The organism is Chloroflexota bacterium (assembly GCA_014360825.1).
In the GTDB taxonomy this organism is placed as follows: Bacteria; Chloroflexota; Anaerolineae; order UBA2200; family JACIWT01; genus JACIWT01.
On the sequence record JACIWT010000014.1, the window covers coordinates 1 to 22,585 of the forward strand.

The 22,585-nt window shown below is 55.7% G+C and carries 23 protein-coding genes and 2 tRNA genes; 19 read left to right on the forward strand and 6 right to left on the reverse strand.

The genetic code is table 11. The annotated features are described in order from the left end of the window. From H5T64_09695 to H5T64_09725, 7 genes are all read left to right on the forward strand, one after another. On the forward strand, positions 1–1,238 hold a 1,238-nt coding region (locus H5T64_09695), incomplete at its 5' end, for a hypothetical protein (GenBank protein ID MBC7264608.1). Positions 1,239–1,371: 133 nt separating this feature from the next. Continuing rightward, on the forward strand, positions 1,372–1,560 hold the full coding sequence (locus H5T64_09700) for a hypothetical protein (GenBank protein MBC7264609.1): 189 nt from the start codon (positions 1,372–1,374) through the stop codon (positions 1,558–1,560). Positions 1,561–1,759: 199 nt separating this feature from the next. Beyond that, entirely contained in the window at positions 1,760–3,082 is a 1,323-nt protein-coding gene (locus tag H5T64_09705) for a hypothetical protein (GenBank protein MBC7264610.1), read from the forward strand. Between the two features lie 53 nt (positions 3,083–3,135). Further along, on the forward strand, positions 3,136–4,938 hold the full coding sequence (locus tag H5T64_09710; protein ID MBC7264611.1) for a hypothetical protein: 1,803 nt from the start codon (positions 3,136–3,138) through the stop codon (positions 4,936–4,938). Beyond that, a complete protein-coding gene (locus tag H5T64_09715) occupies positions 4,935–5,375 on the forward strand; it encodes a hypothetical protein (protein MBC7264612.1) in 441 nt (146 codons plus the stop codon). Before H5T64_09710 ends, H5T64_09715 begins: the two co-directional genes overlap by 4 nt. A 123-nt stretch (positions 5,376–5,498) precedes the next feature. After that, complete coding sequence (locus tag H5T64_09720; protein ID MBC7264613.1) at positions 5,499–6,824, forward strand: nodulation protein NfeD; 1,326 nt, start codon at positions 5,499–5,501, stop codon at positions 6,822–6,824. 28 nt (positions 6,825–6,852) lie between these two features. Continuing rightward, the gene (locus H5T64_09725) at positions 6,853–7,920 is read left to right on the forward strand and encodes a GNAT family N-acetyltransferase (protein ID MBC7264614.1); all 1,068 of its coding nucleotides are present in this window, start codon (positions 6,853–6,855) and stop codon (positions 7,918–7,920) included. Between the two features lie 36 nt (positions 7,921–7,956). Here the strand turns inward: H5T64_09725 and H5T64_09730 are convergent, their stop codons facing one another. Next, complete coding sequence (locus H5T64_09730) at positions 7,957–9,786, reverse strand: VanW family protein (protein ID MBC7264615.1); 1,830 nt, start codon at positions 9,784–9,786, stop codon at positions 7,957–7,959. A gap of 24 nt (positions 9,787–9,810) precedes the next feature. Next, positions 9,811–10,719, reverse strand: a complete 909-nt coding sequence (locus H5T64_09735) for a 2-hydroxy-3-oxopropionate reductase (GenBank protein ID MBC7264616.1) — start codon at positions 10,717–10,719, stop codon at positions 9,811–9,813. 201 nt (positions 10,720–10,920) lie between these two features. Here H5T64_09735 and H5T64_09740 point away from each other — a divergent pair, with 201 nt between their 5' ends. From H5T64_09740 to H5T64_09770, 7 genes are all read left to right on the forward strand, one after another. After that, the gene (locus H5T64_09740; protein ID MBC7264617.1) at positions 10,921–11,337 is read left to right on the forward strand and encodes an Rrf2 family transcriptional regulator; all 417 of its coding nucleotides are present in this window, start codon (positions 10,921–10,923) and stop codon (positions 11,335–11,337) included. An 88-nt stretch (positions 11,338–11,425) separates the two neighbouring features. Then, positions 11,426–12,613, forward strand: a complete 1,188-nt coding sequence (gene nifS / locus H5T64_09745) for a cysteine desulfurase NifS (protein ID MBC7264618.1) — start codon at positions 11,426–11,428, stop codon at positions 12,611–12,613. Positions 12,614–12,689: 76 nt separating this feature from the next. Then, positions 12,690–13,124, forward strand: a complete 435-nt coding sequence (nifU, locus tag H5T64_09750; protein MBC7264619.1) for a Fe-S cluster assembly scaffold protein NifU — start codon at positions 12,690–12,692, stop codon at positions 13,122–13,124. Positions 13,125–13,223: 99 nt separating this feature from the next. Then, positions 13,224–14,276, forward strand: coding sequence for a tRNA 2-thiouridine(34) synthase MnmA (gene mnmA / locus H5T64_09755; protein MBC7264620.1), 1,053 nt, complete (start codon positions 13,224–13,226; stop codon positions 14,274–14,276). A gap of 3 nt (positions 14,277–14,279) precedes the next feature. Then, positions 14,280–14,543: a hypothetical protein gene (locus H5T64_09760; GenBank protein MBC7264621.1), complete on the forward strand. Its 264-nt coding sequence runs from the start codon at positions 14,280–14,282 to the stop codon at positions 14,541–14,543. A 26-nt stretch (positions 14,544–14,569) separates the two neighbouring features. Continuing rightward, positions 14,570–14,857, forward strand: coding sequence for a hypothetical protein (locus H5T64_09765; protein ID MBC7264622.1), 288 nt, complete (start codon positions 14,570–14,572; stop codon positions 14,855–14,857). A gap of 32 nt (positions 14,858–14,889) precedes the next feature. After that, positions 14,890–15,201, forward strand: a complete 312-nt coding sequence (locus H5T64_09770) for a YtxH domain-containing protein (GenBank protein MBC7264623.1) — start codon at positions 14,890–14,892, stop codon at positions 15,199–15,201. A gap of 81 nt (positions 15,202–15,282) precedes the next feature. Here H5T64_09770 and H5T64_09775 read toward each other — a convergent pair whose 3' ends face one another. The 3 genes from H5T64_09775 to H5T64_09785 form a co-directional block, all read right to left on the reverse strand. Next, positions 15,283–15,792, reverse strand: a complete 510-nt coding sequence (locus H5T64_09775; protein MBC7264624.1) for an HNH endonuclease — start codon at positions 15,790–15,792, stop codon at positions 15,283–15,285. A gap of 130 nt (positions 15,793–15,922) precedes the next feature. Next, positions 15,923–15,993, reverse strand: a tRNA-Gln gene (locus H5T64_09780). A gap of 123 nt (positions 15,994–16,116) precedes the next feature. Then, positions 16,117–16,189: transfer RNA gene (locus H5T64_09785), tRNA-Lys, on the reverse strand. A gap of 267 nt (positions 16,190–16,456) precedes the next feature. On the opposite strand from H5T64_09785, the gene H5T64_09790 reads away from it, so the two are divergent. From H5T64_09790 to H5T64_09810, 5 genes are read left to right on the forward strand one after another with little or no spacing between them, the layout of a single operon-like run. Next, on the forward strand, positions 16,457–16,819 hold the full coding sequence (locus tag H5T64_09790; protein MBC7264625.1) for a divalent-cation tolerance protein CutA: 363 nt from the start codon (positions 16,457–16,459) through the stop codon (positions 16,817–16,819). Positions 16,820–16,844: 25 nt separating this feature from the next. After that, on the forward strand, positions 16,845–18,302 hold the full coding sequence (gene tilS, locus H5T64_09795) for a tRNA lysidine(34) synthetase TilS (protein MBC7264626.1): 1,458 nt from the start codon (positions 16,845–16,847) through the stop codon (positions 18,300–18,302). After that, positions 18,299–19,495 (forward strand): class I SAM-dependent methyltransferase, encoded by a 1,197-nt coding sequence (locus H5T64_09800; protein MBC7264627.1) that lies wholly within the window; start codon positions 18,299–18,301, stop codon positions 19,493–19,495. Before tilS ends, H5T64_09800 begins: the two co-directional genes overlap by 4 nt. Before the next feature lie 52 nt (positions 19,496–19,547). Next, positions 19,548–20,105, forward strand: coding sequence for a hypoxanthine phosphoribosyltransferase (gene hpt, locus H5T64_09805; protein ID MBC7264628.1), 558 nt, complete (start codon positions 19,548–19,550; stop codon positions 20,103–20,105). A 32-nt stretch (positions 20,106–20,137) separates the two neighbouring features. Further along, positions 20,138–21,268: a DNRLRE domain-containing protein gene (locus H5T64_09810; GenBank protein MBC7264629.1), complete on the forward strand. Its 1,131-nt coding sequence runs from the start codon at positions 20,138–20,140 to the stop codon at positions 21,266–21,268. Between the two features lie 117 nt (positions 21,269–21,385). Here H5T64_09810 and H5T64_09815 read toward each other — a convergent pair whose 3' ends face one another. Beyond that, the gene (locus H5T64_09815; GenBank protein ID MBC7264630.1) at positions 21,386–22,558 is read right to left on the reverse strand and encodes a pyridoxal phosphate-dependent aminotransferase; all 1,173 of its coding nucleotides are present in this window, start codon (positions 22,556–22,558) and stop codon (positions 21,386–21,388) included. Positions 22,559–22,585: the final 27 nt, after the last annotated feature.

Sequence of the window (22,585 nt, forward strand, 5' to 3'; positions counted from 1 at the left end):
TTCTCCTGGTGTTTGGCAGCGTGGCGCAGCGTGCTCAACAGCAGATGGCGCTGGCACCCACCCCCTTATTGCCTGTGCCCACTTTGACATCGGAGCCATACCCGCCGCCGATACGAACGCGTCCGCCCACTATAACGCCCCAGCCCTATCCCCCACCCCAAACCCCGACGGTGATCCCACCTGCTACGCCAACAACTGAGCCTCCCACTCCGATTGTTACACCACCGGTGCCCATTACCTCCACTCTTGAGATCATCTGGGCCGAGACGACCTGGATTCGCGAGGAAAACCGGCCGGTGAGCATCACCTTCTGGCGGGCCAACGTGGCTGACCTGGCCAACCGGACCGAGATTGGCACTTTGCCTATAGCCGAGTGGTTAGGGAATGCCAAACTATCACCTGATGGAGACAAGATCGCTTTCACAACATGCTCTGGAAGCTGTGGCCCTTGGGACGGGAGCCTTTGGGTGATGAATACCGATGGGAGTGGGCTTAGAAAGATAGCCCAGGGCATAGAGGCAGTGGATGCCCGAGGGCATTCACCAGCCTGGTCTCGCGATGCTCAAAACTTGATCTACCTCAGAGTGGTGCCAAAGGAACCCCTGGAATCTAAGGAGTCAGCCGATATATGTGAGTTGCACTCTATTTCAGCCGATGGTGCTAAAGACAAAACCCTGGTAACGGAAGCCATGGTCAGTATTTATCCCCTTGGCTGGTCTGCTGATGGGAAACTAATCTATTATGACCGTATTAGTCGGGGGCATGAGCTTTGGGCCGTGGATGCCAATGGTGAAAGGCCACCGCAACATATAATGCCCTTACCTGATCAATACAAATTCTCGCCAGATGGTACAAAGCTCATCATATACACTCCGGAAGAGGGCCTTGTCATTCTCTCTACCGATGGGAGGGAGAGAAGGACGTTCGTGCCACCAGAACAAGCTTTTGGCGGGATTTGGTCCTCAGATGGCACTGAATTTATTGGGCGTCGAGGATGGGAACTGCAACTTCGAGCAGCCAATGTCGCCACGGGAGCAACTAGAGTTCTTGTAACGGCACAGCTAACGGATATATCTGACGACCTCCTTGCCATCTCTCCCGACCATCAATGGTTAGCCATTCAAGGTTACGGGAAGGGCGAGATTTATCTTCTGTGGATCGGCACCGATCTGCGTCTCGAGGTGCCTAAGATGGGTATCGCCACCTTCGTGGGCTGGATAGCTCGTAGACCATATTAAGAGAGGATGACCAGTAAAGTTCTGGTTAGGAACCTGATCATCAGGTTTTTATGTTTGTTCCTCGTCCTCGCTACTCCTGCCCAGCCGGCCTGGGCTCAATGTTTCAGACCATCTCTTTGAAAAGGAGGCATCTATGGAGGAGTGTTCGCCTGCGAGCGAGAAGTGGGCAACGGCCCTCTCTGGTCTGATAATTGCTTTTGCGGTTTTCGCCTTGTTGGCCAATTCTCTCACTTTCCTGCCATCGGTTTCGGCCTATCCTCAGGCCCAGGCCACGCCAACAACTGTGCTCTGCGCCGATCACCTGAGCCCACAAGAATTCTGAAACTGCCTTGACGCGAGGCTTCTTCAGTGGTATTAATATAATTGCAGGGCGATGGCGTGGTGAAGTTGCAGGCAGATCACTCTAGTCCTTCTTCTAATGCCTGCTCCGGAACGATGGGCTCACAGCCCAAGGATAACGTGGGGGATCGGTCGACTCTATCCTTCTGAGTTTTGACTGAACCCCCAAGGAGGGATCAGTGATGGAGGAAAAGAAGGACCTTTTTGAGCAGGTGGAGCGATGGCTCGTGGTGGGCCTATTGACGTTGGCCATTCTCCTGGTGTTTGGCAGCGTGGCGCAGCGTGCTCAACAGCAGATGGCGCTGGCACCCACCCCCTTATTGCCTGTGCCCACTTTGACATCGGAGCCATACCCGCCGCCGATACGAACGCGTCCGCCCACTATAACGCCCCAGCCCAATCCCCCCCCCCAAACCCCGACGGTGCCCCCACCTGCTACGCCAACAACTGAGCCTCCCACTCCGATTGTTACACCACCGGTGCCCATTACCTCCACTCTTGAGATCATCTGGGCCGAGACGGCCTGGATTCGCGAGGAAAACCGGCCGGTGAGCATCACCTTCTGGCGGGCTAACGTGGCTGATTTGGCCAACCGGACTGAGTTGGCCACTTTATCCATAGGCCACATGATATGCCGTGCGAGTATATCCCCTAATGGTAATCATGTTGCTTTCACCACCTGCCCAAGCATTGGTGGTTGTGGTCAGGGGGACGATGTTCTGTGGGTGATGAATATTGATGGCAGTAGGTTGAAGCAATTGGCTCAAGGCCTTGTTGGAGGTACCCACTGGTCGCGCGATAGCAAAACGGTGACTTACAAGAAAGAAGTGCTCAAGCAACCACCTCCGGCCAGCACTGACGTTTCTCCTTTCATTTACGAAATCCATACCATTGCCACCGATGGCACTGATGATAAGGCCCTGGTTGTAGATGATACTGCTGACAGCGTCGCTCCATTGGGCTGGTCACCGGATGGCAGACAGCTTTTTTACCAGCGTAGTACGCCAGGCATAGGCTATGAGCTTTGGGCCGTGGATGCCAATGGTGAAACGCCTCCGCAGTTCGTGAGCTTTTTGTTCCCTGGCTGGGGCGTGGTGAGATTCTCCCCAGACGGCGCCAAGCTAACGATTTACACTCAGGAAGAAGGGCTCGTTCTGCTTTCCAGTGATGGAAAGGAAAGAAGAGTCCTGTCGCCGCCGTCAGAACCTTTCGGTGGCATCTGGTCTGCAGATAGCACAGAAATCATTGGTAGCTACGTGTACAAGAATGAGCTCCAGCTTCGAGCTCTCAACGTGAACACAGGAGCAACCAGAGTTCTCGTAACAGCCCAGCTAACGGACATATCTGATGACCTCCTTGCTATCTCTCCCGACCACCAATGGTTAGCCCTTAAAGGCTACAGGAGGGGCGAGATTGATCTTCTGTGGATCGGCACCAACCTGCGGGTCGAGGTGCCTGCGAAAGGCATCGCATCCTTCGTGGGCTGGATAGCTCGTAGACCTTGAATGCTCCTCTGCAAAGCTTTGCATAAGAGACCACATCATTGGAGGTCATAAACATGGCTATGAAAGTTCTGGTTAGGAGCCTGACCATCGGCCTTTTATGCTCGTTCCTCGTTCTTACAACTCCTGCCCAGCCAGCTTGGGCCCAGTGTTCCGGATCATGTCCCACCAGTTGCGCTCAGGCAGCCAGGTGTGGCCAGCAGCCAAATCGCATCACGATGGGCCCGACTTTTGACAATGCGGCGACCAACAGCTTGGGCAGCGCTGGCCCTACCTATAGTCAAATACGCCGAGGTATTTGCCCCAATACCTACAACGTGACCGTATCTACCTCCAATCCCATCCCGAGCGTCATCTTGAAGGCTATCGGGCTAGTGGAATCCAGTTGGCGACAGTTCGACTGCGACGGCGATTTTGCCAGCGAGTGGGATTGGACTCTTATCACTGGAGACTGTGGTTATGGGGTAATGCAGGTAACCTCCTGTATGGATACCGGCTGTGGGTGGTTCACTCCCAGCCGCGTGGCGGGGGAGATCGCCTACAACATCGGCACAGGCACCAACTTTCTCATCCGGGATAAGTGGAACTGGCTGAGCACACCGACCTGCCGGCAGATCGGAGGGAACAACCACACCTACGGTGAAGACTGGTACTACTCAGTCATTGCATACCATAGCTGGAGCAACGTGAACGATCCTAATCGCAATGATCCCGCGAATCCACCATATTATAATCCGGAGCGTCCACCATACCTTGAGAGCAATTATACGGAGTTCAGTTATCCCTACCAGGAGCGGGTTTGGGGATACGTGGCCCACCCAGTCAATATAGGTGGGCTGTGGTGGCAGCCGCAGCGAATTCCCTGGGTCCCCAGGGGCATCTTCGGCACCTGGCAACCGGGAAATTGGCGACCGCCCGAATGGACGCCTCGCCCGACCTTTTACTACCTGCCCGACATCAAGGCCAACTATAACGGTTGGAACTCCTACATCACCCTCTTTAACCCTCGCAGTGACCTCACTCTGGCTGTGGACATCGCCCTGTACAATCAGGACGGCACCTTCAACAAATGGTGGTTGGACCCCCCTCCTAGCAATCCACCTCCTTACATCCGCCTTGCCCCACGTGCCTCCCGCACCATTGCCGTGGCTGATCGTTTCCCTGGCAGCAGTTTCAGCGGCTCCGCCGTGATTGCCGCCAGCCAGGACATCGCTGTCTCCGTGATCCGTGTCTATCAAGGAACACCTTACACCTGCGCCATCTACAACGCCGTCGAGACTGTTTCGAACAAGGTCTACGTTCCCCTCCTGCACCGCAACAACAACTATTGGAACTCCGAGATCATCATCCAAAACGCCGGCAGCCAGTCCGCCCAGGTCACCGTGTATTACCACGCCCGCACTGGCTACAGTTGTAGTACCAGCGTGACCATTACAACGCGGGGTTCATACACATTCGACCTGAAAAATAACCCCGGCTGTGACATTGGCTCGCCCTTCGTGGGCGCGGCTACCATCTCGAGTACTCAGCCCATCGCGGTGGTGGCCAATCAACTGCGCGACGACGGCGCTAACGGCACTGTCGAATCTCTGATGAACTACGAAGGCTTCGCCACCGGGGCCGTGTACTTGTTTGCCCCTATGCTGATGAGGGGCAACAACGACTGGGATTCGGGGCTGGCCATCTACAATCATAACGCCAGTTCAAACTCCATTCAGATTGGGTACAACGCACAGCAAGGTGAATCGTGGTCGGGTAGCCAGACGATTGCTTCTGGGGCCAACGGGATCGTAACCATTCACCCCGCCCCGCCGGACAGTGTGAGCCCCCCATCCCCTTTGTGGGATCGGCCGTTTTGAGTGCGCAGGTTGGGAAGCCCATCTCGGCTATTGTCAACGAGATCAGGTCCACTGCTAACAGTTACCCGGCCATGTGCTATCGGATGGCCACGGAAGGGGGCAGGAAGTTCGTTGTGCCCCTGGCCTTCAAGGACAAGTTGAACTGGATGGGGCGGAGTTACTGGTCCACCGGGCTCATGGTACAGAACCTGAACACTACTTCCAACGCCAGCGTGACCGTGACGTGTTACGCTGCCGATGGCACTCAGGCGGGGAGCGCCAGTTATACAGTCTCGCCACAGAGATCCAAGGTAGTGTTCCCGTTACCTATTACGACCACCGACTTCCTCGGCTCGGTGGTGGTGACAGCGGATCAGGATGTGGCCGTGGCGGTGAACCATATTGTGTCGGGCAGCACGGAAGACACGGCGATGAGCCACACTGGCATCAAACGCTGAGATCATGGCAAGACCAGGCCCAAGAGCCCTGCACTAACGTAGCGGGTCAGGCGGTGGGCGATGCAGCCCGCCGCTTTCCATTGCCCGCAAACCCGCTTATAATAGAGGCACGAGGTGATCAGTATGCGCAAACGAAAGTTCTTGCGCGCTCTACTGTGGCTGGCACTCGCCTGCACCGTGCTGGCAGGGACAGCCCGCGGTCAGACACCGACGATCCATCTGCTCGATATCAAGGGTCCCGTCACCCCCATTATGCAAAGCTACATTGACCGGGGCATTCAGGCCAGCGTCGAGTCGGGCGCGGTGTGCCTGATCGTGCAACTGGATACCCTGGGCGGTTCGGTCAATGTAACGGGTGAGGTGGTCAAGGAAATCCAAAATGCCGATATACCGGTGGTGATTTACATCGCCCCCGCCGGAGCGACGGCCGCCTCTGCCGGGACATTGGTTACACTGGCCGGACACGTCGCAGCCATGGCTCCCGGCACAACCATCGGCGCTCTCAGCCCGGTGGGACCACAAGGCGAAGAACTGCCTGAGACCGCGAAGACCAAGGAGGTCGAGTGGCTGGTGGCCAATGCCCGCAACCTGGCGGCGCGGCGCGGGGAATCGGCGTTAGCCTGGGTCGAGAAGGCCATTCGCGAGAGCGCCGTGGCCACAGCCAACGAGGCTCTGAAACTGGGCGTAGTGGACATCGTGGCCACTGATCTCAACAACCTGGTAGCACAATTAGACGGGCGCGAGATCCAACTGGCTTACCGAAAGGTTACACTACGCACTTCCGGAGCGCAGATCAACCGGCTACCGATGAACCTCATCGAGAGTTTCCTTCACGTCATCACCGACCCCAACATTGCCTTCATTCTCATGACCATTGGCATCAATGCCGTCATCTTCGAACTCTCCAGCCCGGGCGGCTATGTACTGGGTATTATCGGCGTCATCTGTCTGGTGCTGGCCTTTTATGCTTTCGGCGTGCTCTCCGTTAACTACACGGGCCTGGCCTTTATTGCCTTGTCATTTGTGTTGTTTGCTCTGGATGTGATAACACCCGGCCTGGGCGTCCTGACAGTCGGGGGTGTAGTCGCTTTGGTGCTGGGAGCGATGGTGCTTTTCAACACTAGCATATATCCTGTCTCCCGACCTCTGATATTTACGGTGGCCTTAGCCACAGGCATGTTCTTCGCCTTCGTGGTCTCCAAGGCCATCCGCGCCCAATCGCGGCCTGTGGCGGTCGGCGCCGAGACGCTCGTCGGTCAAATTGCCACGGCCCGTTCGCGGCTCGATCCACAGGGTAGGGTGTGGGTAGAAGGCGAACTGTGGGACGCAATCGCCACTGACGGGCCCATCGCTCCAGGCGAAAAGGTGAAGATAGTGGGTGTCGAGGGCCTGCACCTACACGTACAGTCGCTTACCCACGAGAGTCCTACACGGGCTGCCCAAAATTGAGGGCTAGGGACCCAGAGGTGTATCCACCATGCGGATTGAGGTTCACGACGGTGTCACCGGCTTCGACACGCTGAAGGAAGAGTGGGGAGCGTTATTGCCGCGTTGTCCCAAACCGACCATCTTCTTGACACCAGAATGGCAGCGTGCCTGGTGGGAAACCTTTGGGATGGGACGCGAGTTACACCTCTTGGCCATACGCGATGAGGATGGGAAACTGACCGCAGTTGCACCGCTCTTCAGGCAACAGACCGTAGTCGATGAGAGCCCTTGGCCTACGATCAGCATCGAACGCCCAGCATTGCCCGCAAAGGGGCAAAAGATGTGGACAGTGCACTTCGTGGGCGGCACAGAGGTTTCAGACTATCTAGACCTCATCGTGGACTGTGAACGGGTGGACCAGGCCTGCGCCGCAATGATGGATTACCTGTCGGGCGAGCAGTGGGAGATCCTAGACCTGCATAACATCCCAGGTGATTCGCCAACCATAGAGGCCTTGATTTCAGAGGCGCGCAAACGAGGCTACGAATTTAGTGTGGCGAGAGAAGATGTTTGTCCTTTCATAGATCTGCCGCCTACCTGGGAACAGTACCTTGCTGCTTTGACCAAAAAGCAGCGGCATGAACTACGCCGAAAAAGGCGAAAGGCTGTGCGTGAGGCGCTGGTAGATTGGGATTTAGTGCGTGATTCGTCAGACTGCGAGGCGAACTTAGCCGTATTCTTCGACCTTCACATCCGCAGCGATCCTGATAAGGCGGACTTCCTCGACGCTCAGATGCAAGACTTCTTTCGACGTGTGGCAACCTTTGCCTTACAACATGGCTGGCTGTGGTTGGCATTCATTCACATAAACGGTCAGCCAGATGCCAGCATTCTCTGCTTCGATTACAATCACGAGATTCTGGTCTACAATTCTGGCTACGACCCCCACACTTATCCCATGCTGAGTTCTGGCATGGTGCTAATGGGCTATCTCATCCAGCGGGCCATTGAGACAGGCCATCGGCGTTTCGATTTTATGCAGGGTGGCGAGCGCTATAAATACGATTTTGGGGCTAAAGATGCGGAAGTAAAACGGCTGTGCATACGCCGCCCGTAACTGGAAAAGGGGTTTCGATGAAGATGGCCTGCCTTTTTATGGGTTGCTGCCGCCCGTTCCCACTTTATAACGTGCTGGCCAGGGCACAAAGCGGCTGAAGAAGCGTTCGCGGGCGATGATTTCACCATCACGGCGAATGATGCGGTAGATGGTCACGTCCGCGCCGTCATGGGCCAAATCAGTCTGCACCGTTTTACCAGTGGGCAGAGAGGGGTCATTCTCATAGATTGGCGGGCCAGCGGGCACGACATTCTCCACGATGGGCCCTTCTATTTCCACTGTGCGGTTGGGCTTGCGTCCATAGAATCGGAATGTCAGTTTCCCGGAGACCTGATCTACCTCGGTCTGTATTAAGATAGGGGTGTCCGTGTCATTCTCGAAGCGGAAATCCACGTCTGGCACGAAGACGGTGGCGTCCAACCCCATCGGTGGCTCGTACCATCCAACGCGGTAGGTATGAGCATGGCGTTCCACGATGGGGAATCCGCCCCAGAAAGCGGCGCGGAAGCAGGTGGTGGAAACCTGACAAATACCACCCCCAGGGCCTAATACCGTCCGATCACCGAAAATAACATAAGCCTCAGCGTATCCGGCTTCTGCGCTTACCTCTCCTAGGTGCTCGTTGAATGAGAAAATGGTGTGTGGCATCACCACAACACCGTGGAAACGTGCGGCAGCGATGCGGATATTCTGTGCCCGCGCTGCAGATGAGCCGGTAAAGTAACTGACGCCCTCCGAGATCAGGTCTAATGGCAATGTTATGCGACTGGTGAAATCTTCCATGGAGACCGTTGGCGCCTGCACAGATATAGGCAGGGTTACTATACGTTCGGTTCCCATAGCCGCCTGTTTGATGAGTTGTATTGACTGCTCGATGTCCAGGGTAAGTCCTTTTTGATCTTCGAGTATGTAAGAAAGGCTGCCATCGAGAGGGTCGTATTTGAGTAGGGCGTCCCGAGAGGGTCGGTTGATCTGCGCTGCAATAGGTGTTAGGAACGCACGCAGGGGAGATCCATCCAGGTCAACAGCCAGTTGCACCGCTGATGCGTCAGATTTTACTTGGCTGAGCAAGATCGCTTCAGCCAATTGAGACGGTTCTAACATCCAGGTTGGGTCGGAATGGAGAATGGCACTGACCTCCGGAGGCAACTTCACGTGTATTGGAGCAGAGAGGATGTGCTGTACCAAAGTCGCCGCTTCGCCCACCTCGGAGATGGAGGGGTGCACCTCTTTCACTATCAGGTTTACATTTAGGGGACCCTGATTGGCTACCGCTGTGCGGATGGCGGCGATGGAGGCCGGGACATCCAATTCGCACCCCATCACCGCTGGTGTGGTGATGACCTGGGTGCCGGAGATTTCCACGCTGGCATTGCGCACCGCGATGTTGATATCACGGGCTATGCGCCCTAAGAGCAAGGCACAAGCACCTTCATCCAGACTTGGCTGTAGCGGAACGTCTACGTGGTAAACCAGGGCGCTGATACGCGAGCGCCAGGCGTCTACCCATGAGCCCATCCGCCCGATCCGATAGGCCTCCGAGACCGCCTTGGACACATCTAAACCGATACCCAATTCCCTTCCAGAAACCGTCCAGGTTCGATCACCATAGTAGAGGTACACTTGTGCGGGCAGGAGGAGGGGGCGGACGGCATTCACCCGCGCGGTAGCCTCTTGTGGCGTCAGCCCACCGACATCTATGCCGCGGATAGTCACGCCACGATAGATTCGGCCTGCGTATCGCGCTTGGTAATCAGAAGCAATCGTGGCAAAGGCTAGGATGAGCATGAAAAGCAGGATTTCGATAACCACGAAGGGGGCCAGTGAAATTCTCGTTTTGCTCCTAACCTCAGGGTGGTCCGTCATTTATGCATCTGCATTCTCTGCCTTTTACTCTGCTTTGCTCCTCGTGCGTGCCTCAACCCTGGCCAAATCCTCTATCACCGTGATGATGGCAGAGTGATCCAATTCCCCGCCTCCCTTCGCCAGTAGTGCAGCGAAGAACTCGCGCACGAGGCTGGTCACTGGCAGCGGCACCTTATAATCCCGGCCCGTCTGCATGGCAATGCCAAGGTCCTTGTAGTGCAATTTGCTCTTGAACCCTGGTACGAAGGCACCCCGAATCACATGGGGTGCCCGTACTTCCAGTGCCCAGCAACGTGCAGCACCCCCGCTGATGGCTTGCACAATCACCGCCGGATCCACGCCCGCCTTCGTCCCCAATACCAACGCCTCGCTCATGGCCGCTAACGTTCCGGCTACTACAATCTGGTTGCACGCTTTTACCGTCTGGCCTGCACCGCTTTCACCCACGTAAATGATGGTCTTGCCCATTGCTTGGAAAATGGGTAGGCAACGCTGGAAAACTTCTTCTTTGCCTCCCACCATGATCGAAAGCGTCCCCTGAATGGCACCTACGTCCCCGCCACTGACTGGGGCATCAAGCATCTCTACACCCTGCGCGGCGGCCTTTTGAGCCAGAGAAACGGCGACTGCCGGAGCAATCGTGCTCATGTCAATCAGGATCAGACCCTCGTGTGCGCCAGAAAGCACGCCGTCTGGCCCGGCTACCACAAGTTCTACATCGGGTGAGTCGGGGAGCATCGTAATCACTACTTCGCTTTTGGTCGCAACCTCTTTTGGAGTGCGTGCCGCGATGGCTCCCTCTGCCGCGAGTTCATCCACCGGGCCTCGACTGCGGTTATGGACTACCAGCGGGTAGCCGGCTTTCATGAGATTGCGAGCCATTGGCTTGCCCATGATGCCCAGGCCAATAAAGCCAATCATTGTCTTTGACATGATCCAACCTCCTGCAGGAAGAGTTTCGTTGCACTGATGACATTTTACCCCCTCTCACGCGTAGGGGCAATTGGGAGAACACCGGTCGTGCACACCCGTCATCGATGAATGAAAGTGTCTCAGTGTCTCGACTCGCCTTGACAAGAATCTCGTTCTATGCTATGATAATTCCGAATTTTTAGTAGGAATTCTGGATTTGCCATGAAATTATCGGCGCGTGAAAGATATGGCCTGCGGGCTATGGTGGAATTTGCCAAGCGTTACGGGTCGGGTCCTGTGACTTTGGGCGAAGTCGCTGCAGCGCAGGATATGTCATTGTCCTATTTGGAGCAGATTGTGGCACCATTGCGCCGGGCAGGATTGCTGGATAGCGCTCGCGGTGCACGTGGTGGCTATGTTCTAGCCCGGGCACCCGAAGAAATCACAGTTGCCGACGTGCTGCGTGTTTTAGAGGGCACCATCTTCCCTCTTAGTTGTGTGGGTGAAGAGGAAACCTGTGCACCGTGTGCCCGGGAGGCAGTCTGCACGGCGCGCACGGTGTGGCAGAAAGTGCGAGATGATCTCTTGCTCACACTAGATTCAACCACCTTGGCCGATCTCGCAGCACGACCTGTTTAGAAGCAGCGATTTCAGATCACTATTGCTCTGTATGAATGGGGAGCTACTTGCTCTCCGTAACAAATGACTTGTTGCGAGGAGAAGAAGGATGTCGAGACCGAACAAGACCATCTATATGGATCACGCTGCCACTACACCCGTTGACCCACGGGTAGTGGAGGCAATGCTGCCTTACTTCACCCAGAAATATGGCAATGCGTCCAGCATTTATGCACTAGGCCGCGAGGCTCATGCGGCGATGGAGGAGGCGCGAAGCCGGATCGCCGCCATCCTGAATGCCGACCCGAAAGAGATTATCTTTACCAGTTGCGGCACGGAGAGCGACAACTTGGCCATCCGCGGTGTGGCCTGGGCCAATCGGGATAAGGGCAACCATATCATCAGTTCGCCCATCGAGCATCACGCTGTTGGGCACACTCTGGAACAATTACACAAACTGTGGGGCTATGAGATCACCTATGTGCCTGTGGACAGGTACGGCGTAGTGGACCCAGACGATGTAGGCCGTGCCATCACTGACAAGACCGTACTTATTACCATTATGTACGCCAATAATGAAATAGGCACTATTGAGCCCATCGCGGAAATAGCGAAAGTTGCCCAGGCCAAAAAAATCCCCTTTCACACCGATGCCGTACAGGCTGGTGGGGCGCTGGACCTCGACGTCAAAAAGTTGGGCGTGGATCTTATGTCTCTCTCCGCTCATAAGTTCTATGGACCTAAAGGGATCGGCCTGCTCTACGCTAAGCGCTTCACCAAGCTCGTCCCCACTCAGACTGGCGGATCGCACGAGCGGAACCGCCGAGCAGGAACGGAGAACATACCGTACATTGTCGGTATGGCCAAGGCGCTGGAACTTGCCCAGAACGCGCGTGAGGAGATCAACCGGCATGTCCAGGCGCTGCGCGACAGACTCATCCAAGGTGTACTTTCGACGATACCAGATGTGCTGCTCACCGGGCATCCAACACAGCGCTTGCCCAACAGTGCCAGTTTTGTGTTCAAAGGCGTTGAGGGCGAGTCAATCCTGTTGAATCTGGATTTGCAGGGCGTTGCGGCGAGCAGTGGGTCGGCTTGCACCTCCGCATCACTGGAGCCCTCACATGTACTGTTGGCCTTGGGCTTACCACCGGAGATTTGCCACGGCAGTCTGCGCCTAACACTGGGCAAAGATAATACGGAGGCAGACGTGGAATATGTCCTCTCGATCTTGCCCGGCATCGTGGAAAAGTTACGGGCTATGTCGCCGGTATACCAGCAGATGAGGAGCCAATGATAAATGAACGGCACTCGCGCCCCTGTTGGGGCGCGCTGTGTATGTTGATAATTAAGGTGGCAGAGGATGCACATTCATGTATAGCGAACTCGTCATGGAACACTTTCAGAATCCACGCAACGTCGGCGTGATCGAAAATCCGGATGGGGTGGGCAAAGAAGGCAACCCCATCTGTGGGGACGTCATGGAAATGTTTATTAAGGTGAGGGATAACATCATTGAGGACGTCAAGTTCCGCACTTTCGGCTGTGGCGCGGCAATTGCTACTAGTTCGATCGCCACTGAAATGGTGAAAGGCAAGACCTTGGAGGAAGCCTGGCGATTGAGCAATCGTGCTGTTGCAGAGGCTCTGGGTGGTTTACCCAGCAACAAGATGCATTGCTCGAATTTGGCCGCCGATGCCATGCATCGGGCCATCTGGGATTATTATCAGAGACACCCCGAATTGGAGCGCCCGGACTGGCTGGTGGAGCCGAGGGGACACCCCGAGATACACGCCGAGGATGAATAGAGGGAAGAGGAGATATCTCACGCAACTGACTATCTCTCGGAAGGTAGGTCTGTGAGCGAATTGTCGGCACATTTGGGCAGGACACGGGTCGTGGTAGCGATGAGCGGCGGCGTAGATAGTTCGATGGCCGCCGCGCTGCTTGTAGAACAAGGCTACGATGTCATAGGAATCATGATGCGTCTCTGGGCCGAAGACTATGCTGGAGAAGGAGCGGGGAATCTTTGCTGCTCGCCTGAGGCTGTGGATGATGCCCGAAGGGTTAGCCAGCGCTTGGGCATACCCTTTTACCTCACTAATTTCGAGCGCGAGTTTGAAGCCCGCGTAGTTCAGCAATTCTGTGCCGAATATGCCAGAGGACGCACTCCCAACCCCTGCATAGCCTGCAACCGTTACATTAAATTCGACCTCCTGCTCAGACGCGCCCAGTCGCTGGGTGCCCACTACCTGGCCACCGGCCACTACGCACGCATACGACAAGTGGACGGACGATACCAACTTCTGCGTGGTGCGGACCCTCAAAAAGATCAATCCTACATGCTATATATGTTGGGACAGGAGCAACTGGGCCGGGTGCTTTTTCCAGTAGGCGAGTACACGAAGGCTCAGGTGCGCGAGATGGCTGCTCGCCGCGGATTGATCACGGCCAGCAAGTCCGACAGCCAAGAGGTTTGCTTCATCCCAGATAACGACTATCGCCGTTTCTTACGCCATCGCGACCCCGATGTCGCTCGGCCTGGCCCTATCGTGGACATCGACGGCAAAGTCCTAGGGCAGCACGGGGGATTGGCCTTCTACACCATCGGCCAGCGCCAGGGATTGGGCATTCCTTATCATTATCCGCTCTATGTAGTGGACTTGGACCCCGTTCGCAACGCAGTGGTGGTTGGACCAGCCAAGGGGCTCGAACGTCGGGAACTCGTGGCTGAGGATACAAGTTTTGTGTCAGGTCATGCCCCCGCCGATCCAATGGAGGTCACAGTCCAGGTGCGCTATCGTGTCGAAGACGCACCTGCCACATTGATCGTCCTGCCCAATAACCAGGCGCGTGTTATTTTCAAGCAGCCGCAGCGTGGTATCGCACCCGGACAGGCGGTGGTGTTTTATGAGGGAGAGGTCGTGCTCGGTGGCGGAACAATCTGCCAGACAAGGTGAGATATGACACCCGCATTCCTTTCACCAGCGCTGGTCCTTTCAATCGTCATCGCAACAGCCTACGCAGCGCTTTTCCATCTCCTGTGGGGGAAGAGGGCACAAGAGTTGCCCATTTATTGGTTAGGAGCACTACTGGGATTTGGCTTGGGTCAACTTGTAGGGAGGCTGCTCAACCCAAGACTATTGCATCTGGGTGATGTCTATTTTCTGGAGGGATCTGCGCTTTGTTGGTTGTTTTTGCTACTTGTCAAATGGCTGAAGAGATGATATAATCTCTACAAAGGAGGTCGCTTATGTGGTTAAGCAGCCTTCGGGATGTGGCTATTATTCTACTGGCTGTCGAGTCTCTGGCGATCGGTGTGATTCTCTTCGTGCTGCTCGTAGAAATCCGCAACTTAGCCCGGCTACTGCAGGAGGAAATAGAGCCACTCCTGAATTCGGCAAATGAGACGGCGGATACAGTGCGAAGTACAACAACATTTGTGAGTCAAAAGGTTGTGTCCCCCGTGGTGCGGGTGTATAGCCTTGCTTCAGGCATTCGGCGTGCTCTGGCCGTTTTTGTATTGAGGAACCTGCGGTGAAACAAGTGTGTGAAGAGTAAGGAGGGATTCAAATGAGCAGGGAACCCAGAGGTGGCGAATTTTTGGCTGGTTTGATCCTCGGTGGTTTGGTGGGTGCAGCAGTGGCTTTGTTATTCGCCCCCCAGCCTGGCGAGGAGACCCGGACCCGCCTCCGCGAGAAGGGCATTGAACTACAAGAGCGACTGGCTGAGGTTGGGGAACGAAGCAAAGAAGTGTTCCAGGAACAGCGTGTCCGTTTGGAGGAGGCTATTGAGGAGGGCAAGGAGGCGGCCGAGAAAAAGAGGGAAGAGATCTTAGCGCAACTTGAGGCAGAGAAAAAGGGCCGAGCCAAGCAGAAAGCCTGATATGTGGGTCCAATATCACAAATACAACAAGGGTAAGGGTGTAATATCCCCTTACCCTTGTTATTGGCCTCAGATGCTCTCTTAGAGCAGGTATTTCTGCCAAGCCTTCTCCATCGGTCCAGGACCGAGCAGAACAATGGCAATGTACTTGGGCCGTGTGGGCTCAGCGAGCAGCCTCATGCCTGCTTCGGCAGGCGTGCGTTTCCCTTTCTTCTGGTTGCAGAGCAGGCAAGCCGTGACTACATTCTCCCATGAGGTCTCGCCACCTTTAGACCGAGGGATAACGTGGTCCACAGTAAGCCCACCCTTACCAGGCTGGGCACCACAATACTGGCACGTATACTGGTCGCGGGCTAGTACCGTCCGACGGTTCACAGGCAGGCTCCACCGATGCGGCACGCGCACGTAGGTCACTAGGCGGATTACCAGAGGTACCGGCAATGAGACACTGGCTGCACGCAGATAGGCATTGGTTGCTTCCACCACTTCCGCCTTTTCTTTGAGAAGTAAAATGATAGCCCGGCGTACTGAGACTATGTTCAGTGGCTCATAAGTAGCGTTGAGAACCAGCACGCGACTCAAGACGATCATCACCTCCGTCCAAGGTTTCCCCTTAGATTGAAATTATTGTTACACCACAAAGCGCGGACCGTCTGGCCGCGCTTTTTACGTACCCCTATCCCGGCTCCCTGGCACGGAGAAATCGTTTTCGATCTAGAGGCTCGGGGACCAGGATTCGAACCTGGATCGAGGGATCCAAAGTCCCTTGTCCTACCATTAGACGATCCCCGAACGCACCCGCAGGGCCAGCCGAGATCGTTTGTAACTGCGGGCCAAAGACGGTAAGAGATAGCCGGTGCTGCCCCGGCCCCAAGACAATCGCTACCTTGGTCGAGACTGCTCGCCTCCTCCGAATGGGCCGCGCGGGACTCGAACCCGCAGCTCACGGATTAAAAGTCCGTTACTCTGCCACTTGAGTTAGCGGCCCTTGCATGCCCCATGCCAAGACATACGGGCATTCGGGCCGCTAGGCCCACGCCCATGTCCTCTGAGGCTCACCCTTCTCAGCATTATTATATTATGGCTTCCCCTCAAATGTCAACTTAAGGTGAAACGATGTCCCATCCCTTCACAGACAGTGGATGCGGGGGTAAATTGGGATTTCTGGCTTGCGAATCGTCATCCTCCCCGGCTAATTCGCATTCTCTGACATTTTCAGATACAATAACGTCGTCTCGTGGAGGGGGGATTATAAATGACAACGCATGCGGTCGTGTTAGTGACTACCTCGTCTACTGAAGAGGCGGAGCGCATCGGACATACCTTAGTGAACCGGAAATTAGCCGCCTGTGTTAATATCGTCAACCCTATCCGTTCGATCTACCGCTGGCAGGGCCAAGTGGAAGACGGCCAGGAAGTGCTTCTGATCATCAAGACCACTGCCACGCATTTGGATGCGGTCGCCGCCAAGGTCACTGAATTGCACTCCTATCAGGTGCCAGAGATCATCGCCGTGCCCGTTGTCGCTGGCTCTCAGGCTTATTTGAAATGGATTGATGAAGAGACACAATATCCATCTGGCAGCGTCAAAATCTCCGTCACGCCGAAAGAGGATTAGCACGATAGCCAGCCTGCAGCAGTCAGTGGAGGAATTCATTCGCCGCCACAACTTGCTGCGGCCTGGAGAGACGGTGGTGGTAGGAGTATCTGGTGGACCCGATTCTCTTTGCCTGGCCCACTTGTTGTTAGGGCTGCGTGAACGCTACCCGCTGGCTGTTCACTTGGCCCATCTTCACCACGGTATCCGCGGTGCCGAAGCAAATGCAGATGCGGCCTTTGTAGCCGAGATCGCTCATCGGTGGAAAGCACCGTTGACAGTGGAGAGAATAGACGTGCCAGCCCTGGCGAAGGAACGTCATCTTTCCGTAGAGGAAGCGGCCCGCACGGCACGATACGAATTCCTGGCTCGGGTAGCCCGGGCCGTCGGCGCGGAGACCATCGCTGTTGGCCACAACGCCGACGATCAAGTGGAAACCGTAGTGATGCACTGGTTGCGTGGGGCTGGGTTGGCTGGCCTGCGTGGGATGCAGCCACTATCGCCAATGCCGGGCGCCGAGGAGAGCGGCCTGCGCCTCATCCGACCGTTACTGAGCACATACCGCGCCGACATCGAAGCCTATTGTATGGAGGTGGGCATCACCCCGCGCTTCGACCGCTCCAATCTGGATACCACCCTCTTCCGCAACAGACTGCGCCACGAATTGCTCCCTTACCTTGAGGAGTATAATCCCAACTTCCGTGAACTGGTACGCCGAGCGTCCATTGTATTGGCTGACGACTACGACTATCTACGCGCAGCGACCGAGTCCGCTTGGACCAATACCGTGTTGGAAGAAAGCGAGACCTACGTGGTCTTCGCATTGGCACCATGGCGGGCATTGCATCCCAGCCTGCAACGTGGCCTGTTGCGGAGTGCAGTGCAGCGACTTCGCCGCTCGTTGCGCGATGTGGGCGCGGTGCACGTAGAAAATGCAATGGAGATTGCTCGACTAGGTCATACTGGCCAGCGGGCTACACTTCCTGCCGGACTCGAACTTATATTAGACTACAACCAGTTGGTTATCGCCGAGGCGGGCCACGAACCCCGACCGACATCGGGGACCTACATCTACATGGGCACAGATTCAGTGCCTGTGGTACTCCCTGGCCAGACACCGTTACCGGGTACACCTTGGCTGCTAGAAACACAGTTGATCCCGCGGGATGAACTAGTCATCGATCCCAAACGTAACCAGGACTCCCACCAGGCCTTTCTGGACTACGACGCTATCCCCACCTCGATGATGTTGCGTCGGCGCAAGCCGGGAGATCGCTTCTGCCCCCTAGGATTGGGAGGCCATGAGAAAAGCCTGACCGAGTTCCTAATCGGCGCCAAAGTTCCTCGCGCTCTCCGTGATCGCATCCCATTGCTCGTGGCCGCTGAGCAAATTCTGTGGGTCTGTGGTTTGCGGCCGGACGAACGGGCAAAAGTGAAACCGGAGACTAGGACCGTCTTGCATCTGCGCTTTATTCGTCACCCCATGGCAGAGGAGAGCGCATGAAACGGATCATCCTAAGGCCGGGCCGAGAAAAACCAGTGCATAACCGTCATCCGTGGGTTTTTTCAGGCGCGATTGCGCGCGTAGAAGACTCTCCCAATGACGGAGACATCGTGGTTGTCACGGACCAAGACGGCAATTTTTTGGCGCAGGGCTATTACAATTCCCACTCCCAGATCGCAGTGCGCTTGCTCTCTTGGGATGAGAGCGAGCCCATTGACCGGGCATTTTTCCGTCGGCGGTTGGAACGTGCCATAGCCGCCCGCCAAGACCTCGCTGCAGATGAATCCACGACTGCCTACCGTCTCGTCTTCGCTGAATCCGATGGGTTGCCAGGATTAGTTGTGGATCGTTACAACGACTATCTCGTTGCCCAGTTTCTGACCTTGGGGGTGGATTGCCAGAAATCGCTTATCACCGGGCTATTGGCCGAGATGTTGTCGCCGACGGGCATCTATGAGCGCAGTGACGTGGATGTGCGCCAATATGAGGGGCTGGAGCCAAGCACTGGTCCCCTTTGGGGTGAGACGCCACCAGATCTCATGGAGATACAGGAAAACGGATATCGTTTCTTAGTAAATGTGAAAACTGGCCAGAAGACAGGGTTCTATCTGGACCAACGCGAGAACCGGGCCCGGGTACGAGACTTCAGCGCCGGGCGCGAAATGCTGAATTGCTTCGCCTACACTGGCGGGTTCGCTGTTTACGCCGCAGCGGCTGGCGCAGGGCCAATCACCAATGTAGAATCATCCGCTGAGGCACTTGGCTTGGCGCAGCGCAACATGACCCTGAATGGATTGGAGTCAGGACGTGAGGATATAGATACATATGAAGAGGGCGACGTATTCACAATCTTGCGGCGTTATCGTGACCAAGGGCGGTCTTTCGATCTGGTAATACTGGATCCGCCTAAGTTCGCTCACACCCAGGCACAGATTGCCTCCGCGGCGCGGGGCTACAAAGACATTAACCTGTTGGCTCTGCAGTTGCTCCGACCAGGTGGCATCCTGTTCACTATGTCCTGCTCCGGCTTGGTAAGCGCGGATTTATTCCAAAAGATCGTATTTGGCGCCGCCATAGACGCAGGGCGCGATGTGCAGATCATTGGCCGATTGACACAAGGGGTGGATCACCCGATCCTGCTTTCCTTCCCAGAGGGGGAGTATCTGAAAGGATTGATCTGTCGCGTGTTATGAGGGAGTTCATCGAAATAGACTTGCCTTTGCATAAGGAGGCATATTCATGGGAATGACGGATGATGTAGCGAAGATCCTGATCTCGGAAGAGGAAATACAAGCCCGCATAGCCGAGTTGGGCAAGGCCATCTCCAGAGACTATGAGGGAGAGGACCTGGTTCTGGTGTGCATCCTCAAAGGCGGTGTGACATTTCTTGCTGACCTGATGCGGAACCTGACTATCCCTCACGAGGTGGACTTCATGGCCATCTCCAGTTATGGGCGGGGCACGACCTCCAGCGGCGTCGTACGCATATTGAAAGACTTAGATACGAACATAGAGGGCCGCAATGTGCTGATTGTAGAAGATATCATTGATACTGGCCACACGCTAGAGTATATCATCGCCAACCTGCGGACGCGCCGCCCGAAAAGCCTGCGTATCTGCACACTGTTGAGCAAGCCGTCACGCCGCGAGGTGGATATCCCACTCGATTACGTGGGTTTTGAGATCCCTAATGAGTTTGTTATTGGCTACGGGCTGGATTTTGCCGAACATTATCGCAATTTGCCCTTCATAGGCGTGCTCAAGCCGGAGAAATACGGCCCGCTCCTGGAGGAACTGGATTGACGAACCACAACCCCTATTTCAAGGAGGCCAAAGTGAGCCGAAAGGGATTCCTGATCGTTGTTACTGTATGGGTGGTTTTGATCGCCATGTCAGTAGCACAGACCAAGAGAGAAGTTCTGGCCCTGCCATCCCGGATGGACTTCGTAGAGGTGTTCCAGCAAGGTCATCAAGGATACACTGGCGCGACGGACACTTATCTCGTCTATGAGGATAACACGTCCCACGGCAGCGAGCAATTTCTGTATCTGCTGGGCGGCGGGACGGAGGGGGCTATTGTCAGCCTGTTGCGGTTCGACGTCTCCCGGCTCCCACCGAACACCCGCGTTACGTCCGCGACGTTGGCCCTCTATTGCTATTATATAGAACGTGAGGCTCTCCCTGACTTTCGGGGATATTTGTACTGTGTGAAGAGACCGTGGGACGAAGGCAGCGCGACGTGGTACATGGCCACAGCCACTACTTGGTGGACGCTCCCCGGTTGCGCCGGACCCGGCACTGACCGTTGCGACCCGGCCAATGATACCACTGACCTTTACGCCGGCGGCGCGCCAGAGGGTAAGTGGTTCGAGTGGGACGTCACCGAACTGGTCCAACAGTGGGTTGATGATCCATGGCATAACTTCGGCGTGGTCATCAAAAGCAACACGGGCCCCTATTGGTTTCCCTCTTCCAATAGCGCGATGGGTTTTTTCGATCAGCGCCCTAAGCTGACGGTGCACTATGTTCTCCACACGCCTACACCCACTGCCACTCAGACGAACACCTCAACCCCGACCCGCACGCCCACTGTCACCCGCACGCTCACGCTTACCCCGACTCCTACTTTAAGTACTGGCACCATTCGGGGTATGGTATGCGAGGACTTGAATGCCAATGGCGTGTGCGACACCGGTGAACCACCTCTCCCAGCCGCAACTATCCGTTTGTGGGATGCTCAAGGGGTGAAGTTGAGCGAGATAATCACCCTGTCCGATGGACTTTTTGTCTTCTCCTACATCCCTCCGGGCCAGTACACGGTGGAGGAGATTGACCCACCAGGCTACACCTCTTATCCTGATCAAAACCGGGTAGAAGTCTATGTCGCCGCGGGCACAGTGACCACAGTGAATTTCGCCGATAGGCGTTTGAGGTGGCTCTATTTGCCCATCGTGTGTAAGAATTAGCGAGCGACACGCAAAGAACCCCGGAGGAGAATCTCCGGGGTTCTCATATCAGGTCAAGCGATGCCAAGCCTGTCAGGTGCTGAAACAGCATAGCCCTGGGTTGAGTGAGCGGTGCTTCTACTTCACACCCAACTTTGCTACTGCCGTGCGTATGCGGTCCAATGCCTTGCGGATGTTCTCGATTGAATTGGCGTAGGAAAGGCGAATATACCCCTCGCCGTAGTCCCCAAACGCCGTTCCAGACAGAGCCGCCACCCCAGCCTCGTTGAGGAGATAGTCGGCGAACTGTTTGCTGCTCATGCCGGTGCCGGTGATGTTGGGGAAGACATAGAATGCGCCCGCTGGTTTAGCACAGCGAATACCAGGGATGTCGCATAAGCCCGGCACGATGACGTCGCGGCGTTGGCGGAAGGCCTCCACCATCTTCTCTGACTCGGTTTGCGGACCGGTGAGGGCCTCGATGCCCGCCATTTGAGTGAAAGCCGCGGTACAAGAGTTGGAATTGGTCATCAAACGTGCCACGTGATTTGCCAATTCCGTTGGCATCACCCCGTAACCTAATCGCCAACCCGTCATAGCGTAAGTTTTGGAGAAGCCATCGAGGATAATGGTTCGCTCAGCCATTCCGGGGAATGTGGCGATGCTGACGTGTTCACCCTCGTAGATGATTTGGCTATAGATCTCATCTGAGAGCACAACCACGTCATTTTTCACTGCCGCCTCCGCGATAACCCTCAAGTCGTCGCGGGTGAGCACACTGCCGGTTGGGTTGTGGGGCGAGTTGATAATGATCATCTTGGTGCGTGGCGTTATCTTGTCGCAGAGTTCCTCCGCATCCGCGCGGAAGTCGTTTTCTTCGCGCAGCGGGATGGGAACTGGGGTCGCGCCGGTAAAATTAATCATAGACTCGTAGATGGGGAAACCAGGGTTGGGATAGATGACCTCGTCGCCCGGCTCGCACAAGGCCAGGATAGTGAAGAACATGATAGGCTTGCCGCCCGGCGTCACCACCACCTGATCGGGGGTGAATTTCATGCCCCTGGTTTTGCTCATGTAGTCAGCGATGGCCTCTCGCAATTCGGGGATGCCAGCCGAGGGGGTATAGTGGGTGTGCCCGCTGCGCAGCGCCTTACACGCCGCTTCAATGATATTGGCCGGGGTATCAAAGTCGGGCTCACCGATCTCCAGGTGGATGATCTCCCGCCCCTGCGCCTCCAGTGCCTTGGCCCTGACTAACACCTCGAAGGCGGTCTCCGTCCCCAGCCGACTCATTCTTTTTGCCAGTTTCATCATTTCCTCCTTGTATGGAAATGCTCA

Coding starts and splice junctions, on each gene's coding strand:
- hpt (MBC7264628.1), top strand. CDS start 19,548: ATGACGGATGATGTAGCGAAGATCCTGATCTCGGAAGAGGAAATACAA.
- H5T64_09765 (MBC7264622.1), top strand. CDS start 14,570: ATGTGGTTAAGCAGCCTTCGGGATGTGGCTATTATTCTACTGGCTGTC.
- H5T64_09730 (MBC7264615.1), bottom strand. CDS start 9,786: ATGACGGACCACCCTGAGGTTAGGAGCAAAACGAGAATTTCACTGGCC.
- H5T64_09760 (MBC7264621.1), top strand. CDS start 14,280: ATGACACCCGCATTCCTTTCACCAGCGCTGGTCCTTTCAATCGTCATC.
- nifS (MBC7264618.1), top strand. CDS start 11,426: ATGTCGAGACCGAACAAGACCATCTATATGGATCACGCTGCCACTACA.
- H5T64_09740 (MBC7264617.1), top strand. CDS start 10,921: ATGAAATTATCGGCGCGTGAAAGATATGGCCTGCGGGCTATGGTGGAA.
- H5T64_09800 (MBC7264627.1), top strand. CDS start 18,299: ATGAAACGGATCATCCTAAGGCCGGGCCGAGAAAAACCAGTGCATAAC.
- H5T64_09705 (MBC7264610.1), top strand. CDS start 1,760: ATGGAGGAAAAGAAGGACCTTTTTGAGCAGGTGGAGCGATGGCTCGTG.
- H5T64_09815 (MBC7264630.1), bottom strand. CDS start 22,558: ATGAAACTGGCAAAAAGAATGAGTCGGCTGGGGACGGAGACCGCCTTC.
- nifU (MBC7264619.1), top strand. CDS start 12,690: ATGTATAGCGAACTCGTCATGGAACACTTTCAGAATCCACGCAACGTC.
- H5T64_09790 (MBC7264625.1), top strand. CDS start 16,457: ATGACAACGCATGCGGTCGTGTTAGTGACTACCTCGTCTACTGAAGAG.
- H5T64_09710 (MBC7264611.1), top strand. CDS start 3,136: ATGGCTATGAAAGTTCTGGTTAGGAGCCTGACCATCGGCCTTTTATGC.
- H5T64_09770 (MBC7264623.1), top strand. CDS start 14,890: ATGAGCAGGGAACCCAGAGGTGGCGAATTTTTGGCTGGTTTGATCCTC.
- H5T64_09775 (MBC7264624.1), bottom strand. CDS start 15,792: ATGATCGTCTTGAGTCGCGTGCTGGTTCTCAACGCTACTTATGAGCCA.
- H5T64_09700 (MBC7264609.1), top strand. CDS start 1,372: ATGGAGGAGTGTTCGCCTGCGAGCGAGAAGTGGGCAACGGCCCTCTCT.
- H5T64_09735 (MBC7264616.1), bottom strand. CDS start 10,719: ATGTCAAAGACAATGATTGGCTTTATTGGCCTGGGCATCATGGGCAAG.
- mnmA (MBC7264620.1), top strand. CDS start 13,224: ATGAGCGGCGGCGTAGATAGTTCGATGGCCGCCGCGCTGCTTGTAGAA.
- H5T64_09725 (MBC7264614.1), top strand. CDS start 6,853: ATGCGGATTGAGGTTCACGACGGTGTCACCGGCTTCGACACGCTGAAG.
- H5T64_09720 (MBC7264613.1), top strand. CDS start 5,499: ATGCGCAAACGAAAGTTCTTGCGCGCTCTACTGTGGCTGGCACTCGCC.